Source organism: Pontivivens ytuae, from assembly GCF_015679265.1.
Taxonomy (GTDB): domain Bacteria; phylum Pseudomonadota; class Alphaproteobacteria; order Rhodobacterales; family Rhodobacteraceae; genus Pontivivens; species Pontivivens ytuae.
Map to the genome: position 1 here is coordinate 1,652,054 of NZ_CP064942.1, position 14,984 is coordinate 1,667,037.

General features: G+C 68.2%; 16 protein-coding genes. 10 read left to right on the forward strand and 6 right to left on the reverse strand.

The window, feature by feature from the left end; translation table 11 throughout:
• Positions 1-61 precede the first annotated feature (61 nt).
• From I0K15_RS08020 to I0K15_RS08040, 5 genes are all read left to right on the forward strand, one after another.
• Positions 62-1,084, forward strand: a complete 1,023-nt coding sequence (locus I0K15_RS08020; protein WP_196104923.1) for an aspartate-semialdehyde dehydrogenase — start codon at positions 62-64, stop codon at positions 1,082-1,084.
• Between the two features lie 55 nt (positions 1,085-1,139).
• Positions 1,140-1,583, forward strand: a complete 444-nt coding sequence (locus I0K15_RS08025; RefSeq protein ID WP_196104924.1) for a hypothetical protein — start codon at positions 1,140-1,142, stop codon at positions 1,581-1,583.
• Between the two features lie 78 nt (positions 1,584-1,661).
• Positions 1,662-2,861 (forward strand): cytochrome P450, encoded by a 1,200-nt coding sequence (locus I0K15_RS08030; protein WP_196104925.1) that lies wholly within the window; start codon positions 1,662-1,664, stop codon positions 2,859-2,861.
• 65 nt (positions 2,862-2,926) lie between these two features.
• Complete coding sequence (locus I0K15_RS08035; RefSeq protein ID WP_196104926.1) at positions 2,927-3,220, forward strand: hypothetical protein; 294 nt, start codon at positions 2,927-2,929, stop codon at positions 3,218-3,220.
• 58 nt (positions 3,221-3,278) lie between these two features.
• Entirely contained in the window at positions 3,279-4,175 is an 897-nt protein-coding gene (locus tag I0K15_RS08040) for a hypothetical protein (RefSeq protein ID WP_196104927.1), read from the forward strand.
• Here the strand turns inward: I0K15_RS08040 and I0K15_RS08045 are convergent.
• Positions 4,172-4,825 (reverse strand): carbonic anhydrase, encoded by a 654-nt coding sequence (locus tag I0K15_RS08045; protein WP_196104928.1) that lies wholly within the window; start codon positions 4,823-4,825, stop codon positions 4,172-4,174. The genes I0K15_RS08040 and I0K15_RS08045 overlap by 4 nt on opposite strands.
• A 152-nt stretch (positions 4,826-4,977) precedes the next feature.
• On the opposite strand from I0K15_RS08045, the gene I0K15_RS08050 reads away from it, so the two are divergent.
• The 5 genes from I0K15_RS08050 to I0K15_RS08070 all read left to right on the forward strand — a co-directional run bounded on the left by I0K15_RS08050 (position 4,978) and on the right by I0K15_RS08070 (position 8,805).
• Positions 4,978-5,361, forward strand: a complete 384-nt coding sequence (locus I0K15_RS08050; protein ID WP_196104929.1) for a hypothetical protein — start codon at positions 4,978-4,980, stop codon at positions 5,359-5,361.
• An 80-nt stretch (positions 5,362-5,441) separates the two neighbouring features.
• Positions 5,442-6,827, forward strand: a complete 1,386-nt coding sequence (locus tag I0K15_RS08055) for a leucyl aminopeptidase family protein (protein ID WP_196104930.1) — start codon at positions 5,442-5,444, stop codon at positions 6,825-6,827.
• Positions 6,824-7,666 (forward strand): C40 family peptidase, encoded by an 843-nt coding sequence (locus I0K15_RS08060; RefSeq protein ID WP_196104931.1) that lies wholly within the window; start codon positions 6,824-6,826, stop codon positions 7,664-7,666. Before I0K15_RS08055 ends, I0K15_RS08060 begins: the two co-directional genes overlap by 4 nt.
• Before the next feature lie 51 nt (positions 7,667-7,717).
• On the forward strand, positions 7,718-8,389 hold the full coding sequence (pdeM, locus tag I0K15_RS08065; protein WP_196104932.1) for a ligase-associated DNA damage response endonuclease PdeM: 672 nt from the start codon (positions 7,718-7,720) through the stop codon (positions 8,387-8,389).
• Positions 8,386-8,805 carry a PaaI family thioesterase gene (locus I0K15_RS08070; RefSeq protein ID WP_230374348.1) on the forward strand — a complete coding sequence of 140 codons (420 nt, stop codon included), beginning with the start codon at positions 8,386-8,388 and terminating at the stop codon, positions 8,803-8,805. Before pdeM ends, I0K15_RS08070 begins: the two co-directional genes overlap by 4 nt.
• A 75-nt stretch (positions 8,806-8,880) precedes the next feature.
• Here I0K15_RS08070 and folD read toward each other — a convergent pair whose 3' ends face one another.
• The 5 genes from folD to ftsH form a co-directional block, all read right to left on the reverse strand.
• A complete protein-coding gene (gene folD / locus I0K15_RS08075; RefSeq protein WP_196104933.1) occupies positions 8,881-9,777 on the reverse strand; it encodes a bifunctional methylenetetrahydrofolate dehydrogenase/methenyltetrahydrofolate cyclohydrolase FolD in 897 nt (298 codons plus the stop codon).
• Positions 9,778-9,842: 65 nt separating this feature from the next.
• The gene (locus I0K15_RS08080) at positions 9,843-11,519 is read right to left on the reverse strand and encodes a formate--tetrahydrofolate ligase (protein WP_196104934.1); all 1,677 of its coding nucleotides are present in this window, start codon (positions 11,517-11,519) and stop codon (positions 9,843-9,845) included.
• 146 nt (positions 11,520-11,665) lie between these two features.
• Positions 11,666-12,247, reverse strand: coding sequence for an MOSC domain-containing protein (locus I0K15_RS08085; RefSeq protein ID WP_196104935.1), 582 nt, complete (start codon positions 12,245-12,247; stop codon positions 11,666-11,668).
• Positions 12,248-12,257: 10 nt separating this feature from the next.
• Positions 12,258-13,046: a methyltransferase domain-containing protein gene (locus I0K15_RS08090; protein ID WP_196104936.1), complete on the reverse strand. Its 789-nt coding sequence runs from the start codon at positions 13,044-13,046 to the stop codon at positions 12,258-12,260.
• Positions 13,046-14,965: an ATP-dependent zinc metalloprotease FtsH gene (ftsH, locus tag I0K15_RS08095; RefSeq protein WP_196104937.1), complete on the reverse strand. Its 1,920-nt coding sequence runs from the start codon at positions 14,963-14,965 to the stop codon at positions 13,046-13,048. The genes I0K15_RS08090 and ftsH overlap by 1 nt, the downstream gene beginning before the upstream one ends.
• Positions 14,966-14,984: the final 19 nt, after the last annotated feature.

Here is a 14,984-nt window from a genome sequence, read left to right on the forward strand (position 1 = left end):
CTTTGCCACGCGATGGTCTAAGACGCGCGCGTTTGCAAACTCTCGACAGGAGAAGAGGGAGATGGGTTATCGAGTCGTCGTCGCGGGGGCCACGGGTGCCGTGGGCCGCGAAATGCTCAACATTCTCGCAGAGCGGCAGTTCCCTGCCGACGAGGTCGCGGCACTGGCCAGCCGCCGTAGCCTCGGCACCGAAGTGAGCTATGGGGACAAGACACTCACCACCCAGGACCTCGACACATTCGACTTCACCGGCTGGGACATCGCGCTCTTCGCCGCGGGCTCCGGCCCCGCGAAGGAGTACGCGCCCAAGGCCGCGAAGGCCGGCTGCATCGTGATCGACAACTCCTCGCTCTACCGCTACGACGCCGACGTGCCGCTGATCGTGCCGGAGGTGAACCCCGACGCGATCGAGGGCTATGCGAAGAAGAACATCATCGCGAACCCCAACTGCTCCACCGCGCAGATGGTCGTGGCGCTCAAGCCGCTGCATGACCGCGCGAAGATCAAGCGCGTCGTCGTCTCCACCTACCAGTCGGTCTCGGGCGCCGGGAACGAGGGGATGGATGAGCTCTGGGAGCAGACCAAGGGGATGTACGTCCCGGGCCAGGAAAAGGACCCGGCGAAGTTCCAGAAGCAGATCGCCTTCAACCTCATCCCGCAGATCGACGTCTTCATGGAGGACGGCTCGACCAAGGAAGAGTGGAAGATGGTCGCCGAGACCAAGAAGATCGTCGATCCGTCGATCAAGGTCACGGCCACCTGCGTCCGCGTCCCGGTCTTCGTCGGTCATTCGGAGGCCATCAACATCGAGTTCGAGGACTTCCTCGACGAGGATGAGGCACGCGACATCTTGCGCGAGGCGCCGGGCATCATGGTCGTCGACAAGCGCGAGGACGGTGGCTACGTCACGCCGGTCGAGTGCGTGGGCGACTTCGCCACCTTCATCAGCCGCATCCGCCAGGATTCGACCGTGGAGAACGGGCTGAACCTCTGGTGCGTGTCCGACAACCTCCGCAAGGGTGCCGCGCTGAACGCGGTGCAGATCGCGGAGCTTCTCGGCCGCCGGGTGCTCAAGAAGGGGTGACTTGCCGGTTGCAGGGCGGCGCTCCATCCTTTGTGAGAGGAAGAGGAGCGTCGCCATGCGTCTGGCCCTGTTGATCGCCGCCCTGCTGATACCTGGTTCGGCATTTGCCGATCGGTACATTCCCGGCCCGCCCGTCGGTTCGGCGTCGCGGTTCACATTGGATGTGAATGGCGTCCAGCTCCGCCGGCAACATGCCGCGTTCCAGGATCGCTATCACCGGTCCCACCGCGCCAGGGGCGGCGACACGATCATCATCGCGAATGACAGCACGATCATCGTGGCTCCGGACCGGGATCGCATCGTCGATGTCCGGCGGGGTCGCTCGCTAAGCACGAACCGTGTGTCGGTACGATCCACGGCGACATCCGGCACGCCTACCGCCCTGCCCCGCGCCCGCCGCGTGACCCAGACCGCGCCGCCGATCAGCATCGTGCGGACGGATCGGGACCGGGGGCGGACCGTCTCGGGCCAGTCCTTCATCTTCGTCCTGTCCCGGTGACGCTGCGGCAGGTTTGCCTGCCCGCGCGGAAATCGGCCACGCTTCGGTCCTGAAGGGCACGAAGCGAAGGGACCGGCCATGACCACCGTCGCCGACGCGATACCGAAGGCGCCGCCGCGTGCCGAGGGTGAGGGCGACATTGCCTATCTCGCCCGGCTGCAGGCCATGGGCCCCCTCCTGCGCAACGGCCTCGGCATGCTGATGACCTTCAGCCACGCCGATCTCCTCTACATCGTCGATGACGCCCGAACCCGGCAGATGGAGACGGAGCTGCTCGCCATGCGGGGCATCACCTCCGGCCCGCTCCACGAGTTCTTCTCCCACTCCCTGCTGATGTCGAACGGGGACGCGCATCGGCGGCGGCGCACGCCGGTCGCCCGGACCTTCGCCTACAGCCTGATGAACGCGATGCGTGGCGAGATCCGGGAGATCGCGGAGGATCTCGTCCGCCCCACGCTGAACCATGAGATCGACTTCGCCGAAGGTGTCTCCGGCCCCCTGCCCGCCCGGCTGATCGCCCGGATCCTTGGCGTACCGGACGGCGACGTGCCGCATTTCTCGCAACTGGTCTATTCCGCGATGCGCGGCCTATCTGTCCGTTCCGACGCGGTGACGGCCGAGGCGTCGCGCGATATGGGCGAGCTCGGCCGCTATGTGGAGGGGCTGCTGGCGGAGCGCCGGGCGCGACCGCAGGACGATGTCCTCAGCGCCTATATCGAGCGCACTGCCGACGGGCCGCTGGATGCGCTGGAGGTACGGATCCAGATCGTGACGCTGATCCTCGCCGGGGCCGACACGACGCGCCTCGCCCTCGCCGCCACGTTCGCGCGGCTGCTGCGCAATCCGGCGCAGTGGGCGGCCCTCGTGGCCGATCCCGAGGGGATGAAGGCCGGGGCCGCCGCCGAGGGGCTGCGCTACGACCCGGTCGTCGCCTCTCTGCCCCGCGTCGTCACCACGCCCTTCGAGCTGCATGGCCGCCGCATCCGGGAGGGCGAGCTCGTGATGACCGTCCTCATCAGCGCCCTGCGCGATCCGGAGGTCTATGCCGAGCCCGAACGCTTCGACATCGCCCGGACCGACCATCCGAAGCTGCATCCGATCTTCGGCGCCGGGCCGCATCGCTGCCTCGGCGAGGCGCTCGCCCGCGCCGAGCTGGAGGAGGCGCTGGCCGTCCTCGCCCGCCTCGCACCCGCCGCGCGCCTCATCGGCCCGCCGCCCGAGCTGCGCGGCTTCTCCGCCGTCCGGACCCTCGCCCCGCTCCATATCGCGATGTCGTGAGCGAAGCGACGGAAGGTCCCGGCCCGCCCCGTATCAGGGGCACGCAACAGGCCAGAGGACCCGAGATGATCCGTTTCACCTACACCGCCGCCTTCGCCGCGCTCTTCGCGCTTCCCGTCGCCGCCCAAGGGCTTCCCGACCGCATCGAGGACAGGATCGACCGCTCCGTGACCTACGGGCCGCTCGACCGGATCGAGGATCGGGTGGACCGCCGCGACCGCTATGAGCGCGCCGATCGCATCGAAGACCGGATCGACTGGCGCGAGGACAGGCGGGATGCCCGCGTCGTCACCGGCCGCCTCGACCTGGTCGAGGATCGCATCGATCGACGGGAGAACCGGCGCGACCGCCGCCGCTGACTTGCCCCGGAGCCCCGCGCCGCCCATGATCGCGAGACCATGACGGCAGGGGGGCATCATGATCCGATGGATCTGCGCAATTCTCGCTGTCGCCCCGACCGGGGCGGCGGCGTGCATCGAAGCATCGAGCAGCCTGACCGGGGAGATGCGGCCGAGCCTCCAGCTCGCCGATCTCCTCCCGAAGGAGCGCGCGGGCTTCGAGGCGGTCTTCGCCGAAGAGCTCAACATCCTCGACAATGACGGCACGACGGTGGACGACGCCTTCTCCTTCGCCCGCTGCCCGCTGGGGCACGAGGAGGGCCCGACCCTCCTGATCTTCGCCACCGGCGCGCCGTTCTGCGAGGGGCTCTGCGGCATCTGGGGGATCGAGCCCGATGACGAGGAAAGCTGGTCGATGATGCTTGCGGCGGAGGGGCGCCTGCGCCTCGCCGGCTCCGTCTCCATGGGCCGCCCCGATCTCATCGCCGAAGTGCCCAACGAACCCGCCGTCGCCCACAAGTTCGACGGCGTGCAGTACCGCGACGAGCTGGAGGGCATGATCTACGGAGAGGTCTTCGCCCTGCCCGACGCCACCGACTGGCGCGCCGACGAGGCGGGCTTCGCCGGCATCGCCATGGGCCAACCCGGCCCGGGCGGCGAAGGCGTCATCGCCCTCGACACGGTGGCGGAAAAGGTGGGCGGCGTCCGCGCGGGTCTCACCGCCGGGCTCACCGATCTCGACGGCGACGACACGCCAGAGGTGGTGGTGGAGGGTGTCGGCCCCGATTTCTGCGGCCCGGACGGCTGCCGCAGCTGGGTCGTGCAGATCGGTGACAAGCCGCGGATCGTCGCCGACGTCATCTCCCAGGGCCAGATCGAGGTCGCGGCCAGCATGCAGAACGGCATGCGCGACCTCATCTCCTGGACCGATGCGGGCGGCCGCGTCCTGCGCTTCGACGGCAGCGAGTACCGCTAGACCTCGACGAAGCTCTCCGTGCTGCCATCATAGGCAAAGAGCGCACCGGAGCCGATATCGGCCCACACGCCATGCAGGACGAGGCGCCCCTCCTCGACGGCCGCGCGCACGAAGGGGAAGGTCAGCAGGTTTTCGAGGCTCACCTTCACGCCCTCCTTCTCGAACGCGCTCAACCGTTCGGAGCGGTCGCCGTCCATGTCCTTGATGCGCTCGTAGCCCGGGGCAAGCACCTCGATCCACTGGCTGATGAAGCTCGTGTTCTTCTCCCACTCCGCATTCACGCCCTCGCACTTGTCATAGCAGGCCGCGACCCCGCCGCAGCCCGAGTGGCCCATGATGACGATGTGACTGACGCCGAGCACGAGGACCGCGTACTCGATCGCCGCCGAGGTGCCGTGAAGCTCCCGGTTCACCGCGCAAGGCGGGACCAGGTTGGCGACGTTGCGCACGAGGAAGAAGTCGCCCGGCTCGCCCTCGAACATCGCCACCGGATCCACCCGGCTGTCGCAGCAGGAGATGAACATCGCCCGCGGATGCTGGCCATGCGAGGCGAGGTGGGAAAACCATTCACGATTTTCCGAGAAGGTCGTGGAGCGCCACCGATCGAGTCGCTTGGAGAGGTATTTGGGAAGGACGCGGACGCGGTGCATGCTTAACCTTCTGTTCAGTATAGGCTTCAGGATTACCGGGCGGCATGCAACGTTTCAACGGCCTGACACGTTTGTCAGTCGGGTGGATGTGACGCAACTGTCCCTTTGGACAGAAATATGCGAAGACATCATTGGGTGAATGGGAGTGTGTGATGTCGGATCCAGTGATCCGTATCACGGCGCGGGATTCCGCGCTGGTGGATACGACGGCCGTTATCGGCCTTCAACGCAGTGTCGGTACGGCACGGTGCCAGGAGCTCGTAGAGGACGCGATCTACGAGATCACGGAGCGTCTCTCGCGGCTGGAGCGGACGATGCGCGAGCCGAACCACGGTGAGGCCCTCGATATCGCCCGGTCGCTGATCGGGCTGACCAACCGCCTCGGCCTCCTGCGCATGAGCGTCGTGGCCTCCGACCTCGTCGAGGTCGTGAGCACCGGTGACGACATCGCGGCCCAGGCCGTGGCCGCACGCCTCGTGCGCCTGGGCGAAGAATCGCTCTTCTCGCTGGTCCGGCTGGGCGGCGACGGCATCTGAGCCGCGCTGCCCCGGGCGCCCGTGACAGGGCCCCCGGCGCTCGCTAGGCTGCGCCCTGCATCGAAAGGGGGCCGCCCGGCATGATCTCTCTCCTCATCTCCGACAGCGATCACGCGACGGATATCCACATCCTGGAGCCGGACGCCGTCGACGCGTTCCGCGCCGGCCGCAGCGCGGCGGAGCAGGCGTGGATCGACGCCAACGGCTTCTCGGGCGATCTGGGCAAGTCGCTGGCGCTGCCGGGGCCGGATGGCGACATGTCCTGCGTCCTTTTCGGCTGGGGGACGGAGAAGGTGCGGGCGCGCGACCGCTTCCACCTCGCCGCCCTTGCCGGTCGGCTGGCGGAGGGCGATTACCGCATCGCCACGGCGCCTGCCTCCTGCAACCCGGCGCAGGAGGCGCTCGGCTGGCAACTCTCCGGCTACGCCTTCGACCGCTATGCGAAGCGGAAAGGGACGACCGCGCGCCTGGTGGTGCCCGAGGGCGCGGACCTCGGTCGGATCGAGGCGATCGCCGTCGGGGCCCTGACCACCCAGCGCCTCATCGACACCCCCGCCAACGACATGGGGCCGCAGGAGCTGGAGGACGCCGTCACCGAGCTGGCCTCCGCCCACGGCGCGACGCTCGACGTCACCCGCGGCGACGCGCTCTTGGAGCAGAACTTCCCCCTGATCCACACCGTCGGCCGCGCCTCGACCCGCCCGCCACGCCTGCTGGATCTCACGTGGGGGGACGCGGCGCACCTTAAGGTCACTCTTGTCGGCAAGGGCGTGTGCTTCGACACCGGCGGCCTCAACCTCAAGCCCGGCGCCTCCATGGGCCTGATGAAGAAGGATATGGGCGGCGCCGCCAACGCCATCGGCCTCGCCAGCATGGTGATGGCGCTGAAACTGCCCGTCCGCCTGCGCCTGCTGATCCCTGCGGTGGAGAACGCCGTCTCAGGCGGCGCCTTTCGCCCCGGCGACATCTTCACGAGCCGCAAGGGCCTGACGGTGGAGATCAACAACACCGATGCGGAAGGGCGGCTGGTGCTGGCCGATGCCCTCGCCCTCGCCGATGAGGAAACGCCGGACCTGATGCTCTGCATGGCCACGCTGACCGGCGCTGCCCGCGTCGCCCTCGGCCCCGAACTGCCGCCCTTCTTCACCGATGACGAGGCGCTTGCCGGCGCACTCTCCACCGCCGCGACCACGGAGGCCGACCCGCTCTGGCGCATGCCGTTCTGGCCGGGATACGAGGGCCAGATCGAGCCCGGCATCGCCGATCTCGACAACGCGCCCTCCGGCGGCATGGCGGGCGCGATCACCGCCGCCCTCTTCCTCCGCCGGTTCGTGGAAAACGCCGCCAGCTTCGCCCATTTCGACCTCTACGGCTGGACGCCCGCCGCGAAGCCCGCCCGGCCGAAGGGCGGCGCGCATCAGGGCATCCGCGCCATGCTCCGCGTCATCGAGGAGCGCATCGCATGACCTTCGACCCCCGCATGACCCCCGCCCGCCGCGACCTCGCCGCCGTCCATCTGAAGGGTGAGATCGAGGCGCCGCGCTATGCCGAGGGGCGGGAGATGCACGTCGCCGTCCCGGTCCTGCCCATGACCTCCCACCCGGATCCGGAGGCGGGCTTCAGCTCGCAACTCCTGATGGGCGAGCGCTTCACCGTCTATGACGTGGACGACGCCACGGGCCTTGCCTGGGGACAGGCGGCGCGCGACGGCTATGTCGGCTGGGTGCCCCGCTTCGCGCTGGAAAGCGGGCCAGGCGCGCCGACGCACTGGGTCGTCGCCCAACTCGCCCATATCTACCCGGAGCCGAACCTCAAGACGCGCCCTTTCGATGCCGTCCCCTTCCTCGCCCAGCTGCGCATCACCGGGCAGGAGGGTCGCTGGCTCGAACTCGACACCGGCGGCTGGATCTACGGCCGCCACGTCTCCGAAGAGCGGCCGGGCGGCGACTGGGTGGGGATCTGCGAGCGCTTCCTCGGCGTGCCGTATCTCTGGGGCGGCAAATCCTCCCTCGGCCTCGACTGCTCCGCCCTCATCCAGTCCGGCCTGCACGGCGCGGGCCTCGACTGCCCACGCGACAGCGACCAGCAGGAGGAGGCGCTGGGCCGCGAGCTCAAGCTCGACGCCAAGCTCAAGCGCGGCGACATCGTCTTTTGGAACGGCCATGTCGGCGTCATGACCAGCCCCAAACGCCTGTTCCACGCCAACGCCTTCGCCATGGCTGCGGTCTACGAGGATATCGAGCTTGCCCGCGACCGGATCGACGCGCAGGGCGACGGCCCCGTCACGCGCATCCGGCGGCTGTGAACGCACCGTCCGATCTTTACGACTCGCAGGCGTTCCTGTTTTGTATTCGCCATGAGTTCCTGTGACCTGACCTTGAACGGCGCCACGCTGACCGCCCGCGAGACCGGCGCGCTCTGGTGGGCGGAGGCGCGGCTGCTCTGCGTCTCCGACCTGCATCTCGGCAAGTCCGAGCGGATCGCCCGCCGCGGCGGCGCCCTCCTGCCCCCCTACGAGACGCGGGAGACGGTGGACCGACTGGCGCGGGAGATCCTGGCCCTCGCGCCCGCCACCGTCGTTTGCCTCGGCGACAGCTTCGACGATCTCGCGGCCTGCGACAGCCTGGCGGAGGAGGACCGCACCCGGCTCCAGACCCTGATGGCCGGCCGCCGCTGGATCTGGATCGAGGGCAACCACGACCCCGGCCCGCTCGGCCTCGGCGGCACCCATCTCGACGAGCTGCGCGAGGGGCCGCTCACCTTCCGCCACATCGCGCAACGGGGGGAGACGGCGGGCGAGGTCTCGGGCCACTACCACCCGAAGGCGAGCCTGACCTTGCGCGGCAAGCGCATGACGTCGGCCTGCTTCGTGCGCGATGCCCAACGGCTGATCCTGCCGGCCTTCGGCGCCTATACCGGCGGGCTCAAGGTCTCCTCCCCCGCCATCCGCGGCCTCGTCGCCGCCGATGCCACCGTGCGCCTGACCCGCGCGCCGCAACACGACATCCCGCTGGACCTCTGCGCGTGACACCCCGCGATCCCGACTGGCGCACGGCCGCCCTGGCCGGGTTTGAGCGGCAGGGCCTCCTGCGCTCCTTCGGTGCCGAAGTGCTCGACATGGCGCCGGGCCGCGTGGTGATCGCGGCCCCGATCACGGAGGCGACGTCGCAGCAGCACGGCTACGGTCACGCGGGCCTGAGCTTCGCCCTCGGCGACAGTGCCGGAGGGTTCGCGGCGCAGACCCTGCTCGAACCCGGCAAGGGCGTGCTGACCATCGAGATGAAGATCAACCTGCTCAACCCCGCGCAGGGCGAGCGCCTGATCGCCACCGGGCAGGTCGAGAAACCCGGCCGCCGCATCTCCGTCGTCCGCGCGGATGTGGAGAATGAGGCGGGTCGCGCCGTCGCAACCCTGCTCGGCACCATGATGATCGTGGACGGCTGATCGGGGCGTCCTCCTCGGGCGCGACCCGAGGATCTCCCGACGCAGCAGATGGCCGGGTCAGGCCCGACCAGAGCCTCAGGCCGTCAGCCCCTCCGGCTCCGGCATGCCATGCGCCCGGCAGCAGGCGGTCAGCGTGTTGGCGAGCAGGCAGGCGATGGTCATCGGCCCGACGCCGCCCGGCACCGGCGTGATCGCCGCCGCGGCCTCCGCCGCACTCTCGAAATGCACGTCGCCGATCAGGCGCGTCTTGCCCGGCTTGTCGGGATGCGGCTCGCGGGTGATGCCCACGTCGATCACGGTGGCACCCGGCTTCACCCAATCGCCCCGCACCATCTCCGCCCGCCCCACGGCCGCAACCAGGATATCGGCCCGGCGGCACACCTCTGGCAGGTCCTGCGTCCGCGAATGCGCCATCGTCACCGTACAGTTCTCCTGCAGCAGCAACTGCGCCATCGGCTTGCCGAAGAGGTTGGAGCGGCCAACGACCACGGCTTCCTTCCCCGAAAGATCCCCGAGCCGGTCGCGCAGCAGCATCAGGCAGCCGAGCGGCGTGCAACTGACGAGCGCCCGCTCCCCCGTAGCCAGCAGTCCGGCATTGGTCACGCTGAGCCCGTCCACATCCTTGGCCGGATCGATGCGCGCGACCGTCCGCCGCTCGCTCAGGTGCTCCGGCACCGGGAACTGACACAGGATGCCATGCACATTCGGATCCGCATTCAGCCGGTCGATCAGCGCGAACAGATCCGCCTCGGACGTATCGGCAGGCAGCTTGTGCTCGAAAGAGGCCATGCCGACCTCCACCGTCGCGCGATGCTTGTGCGCGACATAGACCTCGCTTGCCGGATCCTCGCCCACCAGAACCACGGCGAGCCCCGGCGTGATCCCCTGCCCCTTCAACTGCGCAACATGCCCGGCCACGCGCGCCCGCACATCGGCCGCGAAGGCCTTCCCGTCGATGATCTCAGCAGCCATGGCGCCCTTCTTCTTTATCCAAACATCCCGGGGGAGCGCCACAGGCGCGGGGGCGGAGCCCCCTTCTAGAACAGCCCCTCGATCTGTCCAGCCTCGTTGAGCATGATCTGCTCGGCCGAGGGGACCCGCGGCAGGCCGGGCATCGTCATGATCTCCCCGCAGATCACCACGATGAAGCCCGCGCCCGCGCTCAGCCGCACCTCGCGCACCGGAACCGAATGGCCCGTGGGCGCGCCGCGCAGGTTCGGATCGGTGGAGAAGGAGTACTGCGTCTTCGCCATGCAGATCGGCAGGTCACCATAGCCCGCCGCCTCCCACTCGCGAAGCTGATCACGGATCTTCTTGTCGGCGAGCACCTCGTCGGCGCGGTAGATGCGCTTGGCGATAGTCTCGATCTTCTCGAAGAGGGGCAGATCGTCGCGGTAGAGCGGGGCGAAGTTCGACACGTCCGCATCGGCGATCTCGGCGACACGGGTCGCGAGTTCCTTGATCCCCTCCGACCCCTTCGCCCAGTGCTTGCAAAGGATCGCTTCGGAGCCTTGCGTTTCCACATAATCCTTCACCGCCTGCACCTCCGCATCGGTGTCGGAGATGAAGTGGTTGATGGCGACGACGACCGGCACACCGAAGCTCTTCACGTTGCCGATATGGCGACCGAGGTTCGCACAGCCCGCCTCCACGGCCTCCACGTTCTCCTGCCCCAAATCGGCCTTCGCCACGCCGCCGTTCATCTTCATCGCCCGCACAGTGGCGACGACCACGACGCAGGAGGGCGCGAGGCCCGCCTTGCGGCACTTGATGTTCATGAACTTCTCGGCACCCAGATCCGCGCCGAACCCGGCCTCCGTCACAACGTAATCCGCGAGCTTCAGCGCCGTCGTCGTCGCGACCACCGAGTTGCAGCCATGGGCGATGTTCGCGAACGGCCCGCCATGCACGAAGGCGGGGTTGTTCTCCAGCGTCTGCACGAGATTGGGCTGCATCGCCTGCTGCAGCAGCACCGTCATCGCCCCGTCCGCCTTCAGGTCCCGACAGTAGATCGGCGTCTTGTCGCGGCGATAGGCCACGATGATGTCGCCCAGCCGCTTCTGCAGATCCTCGAGGTCGGTCGCCAGACACAGGATCGCCATGACCTCGGAGGCCACAGTGATGTCGAAGCCCGCCTGCCGGGGAAAGCCGTTGGCCACGCCGCCCAGCGAGGTCACCACGTCGCGCAGCGCCCGGTCGTTCATGTCCATCACCCGGCGCCAGACGACGCGCCGCTGGTCGATCTCCAACGCGTTGCCCCAGTAGATGTGGTTGTCGATCATCGCGCTCAGCAGGTTGTGCGCACTGGTGATCGCGTGGAAATCGCCGGTGAAGTGGAGGTTCATCTCCTCCATCGGCACCACCTGCGCATAACCACCGCCCGCGGCGCCACCCTTCATGCCGAAGCACGGGCCGAGCGACGCCTCCCGAATGCAGATCGCCGCCTTCTTCCCGATCGCGTTCAGCCCGTCGCCGAGGCCCACTGTCGTCGTCGTCTTCCCCTCGCCCGCGGGCGTCGGGTTGATCGCGGTCACGAGGATCAGCTTGCCGTTCTCGCGCCCGTTCAGCCCCGCAATGAACTCGGCGGAGACCTTCGCCTTGTCATGGCCGAAGGGCAGCAGGTGCTCCGACGGGATGCCGAGACCGTCGCCGATCTGCTGAATCGGCTTCTTCTGGGCTTCGCGGGCGATCTCGATATCGGTCTTGTGCGCCATGATGGGTCCTGTCCTCGTGCGGGGCGTGCGCCGTTGTCCCGCGCACTGAAGCGGACGTGCAAGGTGCAGGAGCGTGGATTTGCGACGAAATCCGCGCCACGCGCGACCGAATGGCGCACATGACGTCTCCGATCGGAAAGCCGCGGTCAGATGTGGGGATAAAGGCGCTGCGGCGGGACGTGCAGCCGGACCTCGTCGCCGAGCAGGATCATCCCCTCCGCCTCCACCCAACCCGTGAGGCCCCGGCGGCCCTTCGCGGCGGGCTTGTAACCGGTGCCATGGCCCGGGCGGCGACGCTCGATCTCCTTCGCGGGCCACTGGCAGGGCGCGTTCTCCATATCGACGACGAGGCTCGCCCCCCGCTCGAAGATCAGGCGGGAGGACGGCGGGAGTTGCGTGAAATCGGGGATCCCCTCGATCAGAATGTTGGTCCCGACCCATTCCGGCGGCAGCTCGTCGAGCTCCAGCGCCGCGCCGGTCGCCGCCAGCTCCTCCGCCGACAGCAGCGAGACCTGCCGCGTGTTCCGAATCGGCGTGCCGACGGCGTATTGCGTCCGCACCCGCGCGCAGCTCTCCCGGATCAGGCCGGAATGATACTCTCCCTCCAGCCCGTTGAAGGTCGCCTCGACCCGGTCGACCGGGGCGGAGCACAGGCTCTCGTTGCGGTCGGTGACGAGGCCCAGCCAGGTCACGCGGCCGGTGATTTCGGTGGATTGCAGGACAGGCAAGTAAGGAACCTCAGACAGTCAGGACGGCAAACTGCCGGCGGAAGGGCATCATGACGCGTCCATCGGAAGCCGGAGAATACACCTCCGACAGGGCCGCATCATAGGCGTCGAAAAAGCGCGCCCGCTCGCCCGCATCGAGCTGCGCCAGCACGGGCAGCGCGGCGGTGGAGCGGGTGAAGGCGCGCACCGGGTGGCTGCCATCCTCCGTCGCGTCCAGCACATGCAGGTACTCGCTTTCCCAAACGGACACGTCCCCGAGCGGCGCGAGGATCGCCTGCAGCATTTCGGGCGGAGCGACCGGCGGCTCCCGCCGCGGCGCGAACCGGTCGGGGAAGAGCCGCGCCGCGGTCTCCTCGATCAAGCGGTGGGACGGCGCCCCGAACTGCCGCGGCATCTGCACGGCAAGCAAGCCGCCGGGCGCCAGGAACCCCGCCAGCCGCGGGAAGAGCGCCGCATGATCCGGCAACCAGTGCAGCACCGCGTTGGATAAGATGAGGGCGGGTGCCTCCTCGGGAACCCACGCCGCGATATCCGCATCGTCCAAGTCGTCATAGATGCCGCTCTCCACTCCGGCCAGCATCGCCGCCGACCCGTCGAGCCCGATCAGCCGCCGTCCCGGAAACCGCTCCCGCAACAGCGGCCCGGCTGCCCCGGTCCCACAGCCGAGGTCCACGACCGGCCCCGGCGGCAGGGCATCGGGCACATCGCTCAGCAGATGAATAACCGGGCGCAGACGAAGACGCCGGAACCTGTCATAGGTCCCGGCGTCCCAGTCGTGTTCGATATCGGCAAGCGCCATCAGGTCGGCTGCGGCTCCGGATCCCCCGCGCCGTCGCCCTCGGGCCGGTTCTTGCCGACCTTCGGGATCGCGGTGATCGAGGGCTTGCCGCCCGTGTCCGGCGTATCGTCGTCGCTGCCGCGGTTGAGCGGCTCGCCGTTGATCACCTTGGTGATCTCGTTGCCGGTTAGTGTTTCGTACTCCAACAGACCCTGCGCCAGCCGCTCCAAATCGTCGGCCTTCTCGGTCAGGATGCGCTTAGCGGTGTCATAACCCTCGTCCACCAGCTTGCGCACCTCCTCATCGATGATGCGCTGCATCTCGGGCGAGGCGGACATGCCGTTGCCCTGGGTGCCCAGATATGTCTCCTGCTCGTTCGAGTAGTTGATGTTGCCGAGCTCCGGCGACATGCCGAACTGCGTGACCATGGCCCGCGCAATGCGCGTCACCTGCTGGATGTCGGAGGTCGCGCCGGAGGTCACGTTCTCTGGCCCGAAGATCAGCTCCTCGGCCACCTTGCCACCCATCGCCATCGCGATCTTCGACTTGTACTTCGTCTGCGTGACGGAGAGCTGGTCACGCTCCGGCAAGCTGAGCACGAGGCCGAGCGCGCGGCCGCGCGGAATGATCGTCGCCTTGTGGATCGGGTCGTGCTGCGGAACGTTCAGGCCGACGATGGCGTGGCCCGCCTCATGGTAGGCCGTCAGCTTTTTCTCATCGTCGGACATGACCATGGAGCGCCGCTCCGCACCCATCATCACCTTGTCCTTCGCGTTCTCGAAGTCCTCCATCGTGACGAACCGCTTGCCGGTCCGCGCCGCCATCAGCGCGCTCTCGTTCACGAGGTTGGCAAGGTCCGCGCCAGAGAAGCCGGGCGTACCGCGCGCGATCACCCGCAGGTCCACGTCGGGGCCGAGCGGCACCTTGCGAGCATGCACTTCGAGGATCCGCTGACGCCCTTTGATGTCGGGGTTCGGAACCTGCACCTGCCGGTCGAAGCGGCCGGGGCGCAGCAGCGCGGGGTCGAGCACGTCGGGCCGGTTGGTGGCCGCGATCAGGATCACGCCCTCATTTGCCTCGAACCCGTCCATCTCCACGAGGAGCTGGTTGAGCGTCTGTTCCCGCTCGTCATTACCGCCGCCATATCCAGCACCACGGTGGCGACCAACCGCGTCGATCTCGTCGATGAAGACGATGCAGGGCGCGTTCTTCTTCGCCTGCTCGAACATGTCGCGCACGCGGGACGCACCGACACCGACGAACATCTCCACGAAGTCGGAGCCGGAGATGGTGAAGAACGGCACGCCCGCCTCGCCCGCGATCGCACGCGCGAGCAGCGTCTTACCGGTGCCCGGCGGGCCGACGAGCAGCGCGCCCTTCGGGATCTTGCCGCCCAAGCGGGAGAACTTCTGAGGATCGCGCAGGAACTCGACAATCTCCTCGAGCTCCTCCTTCGCCTCGTCGATGCCCGCCACATCGTCGAAGGTCACGCGGCCGGATTTCTCGGTCAGCAGCTTCGCCTTCGACTTGCCGAAGCCCATGGCACCGCCGCGGCCACCGCCCTGCATCCGGTTCATGAAGAAGATCCAGACGCCGATCAGCAGCAGGAACGGCAGGAACGGCAGGATCGCGGCGAGAAGGCCGGTCTGCTGCTGCGGCTCCGCCTGCACCTCGACATCGTTCTCGCGCAGCAGGGTGTAGACCTCGCTGTCGTCGATCGGACGGATGGTGCGGTACTGCGCGGCGCCGGTCGTGTAGGTCACGCGCTCGCCGTCGATGGTGACGCTCTGCACCTGTCCCGCTTCGACCGCTTCCACGAAGTCCGAATAGCTCTGCGTCGTCGACCGCGCGGTCGAAGAGCCGCTCTCGAAGAGCTGGAACAGCGCAAGTACCAGAACGAAGAGGACCAGCCAGAACGCCAGATTTTTGCTGTTGCCCACTTAAGATGCTCCCATGTCG

Coding starts and splice junctions, on each gene's coding strand:
- I0K15_RS08090 (WP_196104936.1), bottom strand. CDS start 13,046: ATGGCGCTTGCCGATATCGAACACGACTGGGACGCCGGGACCTATGAC.
- I0K15_RS08030 (WP_196104925.1), top strand. CDS start 1,662: ATGACCACCGTCGCCGACGCGATACCGAAGGCGCCGCCGCGTGCCGAG.
- I0K15_RS08025 (WP_196104924.1), top strand. CDS start 1,140: ATGCGTCTGGCCCTGTTGATCGCCGCCCTGCTGATACCTGGTTCGGCA.
- folD (WP_196104933.1), bottom strand. CDS start 9,777: ATGGCTGCTGAGATCATCGACGGGAAGGCCTTCGCGGCCGATGTGCGG.
- pdeM (WP_196104932.1), top strand. CDS start 7,718: ATGAGTTCCTGTGACCTGACCTTGAACGGCGCCACGCTGACCGCCCGC.
- I0K15_RS08055 (WP_196104930.1), top strand. CDS start 5,442: ATGATCTCTCTCCTCATCTCCGACAGCGATCACGCGACGGATATCCAC.
- I0K15_RS08060 (WP_196104931.1), top strand. CDS start 6,824: ATGACCTTCGACCCCCGCATGACCCCCGCCCGCCGCGACCTCGCCGCC.
- I0K15_RS08040 (WP_196104927.1), top strand. CDS start 3,279: ATGATCCGATGGATCTGCGCAATTCTCGCTGTCGCCCCGACCGGGGCG.
- I0K15_RS08050 (WP_196104929.1), top strand. CDS start 4,978: ATGTCGGATCCAGTGATCCGTATCACGGCGCGGGATTCCGCGCTGGTG.
- I0K15_RS08080 (WP_196104934.1), bottom strand. CDS start 11,519: ATGGCGCACAAGACCGATATCGAGATCGCCCGCGAAGCCCAGAAGAAG.
- I0K15_RS08045 (WP_196104928.1), bottom strand. CDS start 4,825: ATGCACCGCGTCCGCGTCCTTCCCAAATACCTCTCCAAGCGACTCGAT.
- I0K15_RS08035 (WP_196104926.1), top strand. CDS start 2,927: ATGATCCGTTTCACCTACACCGCCGCCTTCGCCGCGCTCTTCGCGCTT.
- I0K15_RS08020 (WP_196104923.1), top strand. CDS start 62: ATGGGTTATCGAGTCGTCGTCGCGGGGGCCACGGGTGCCGTGGGCCGC.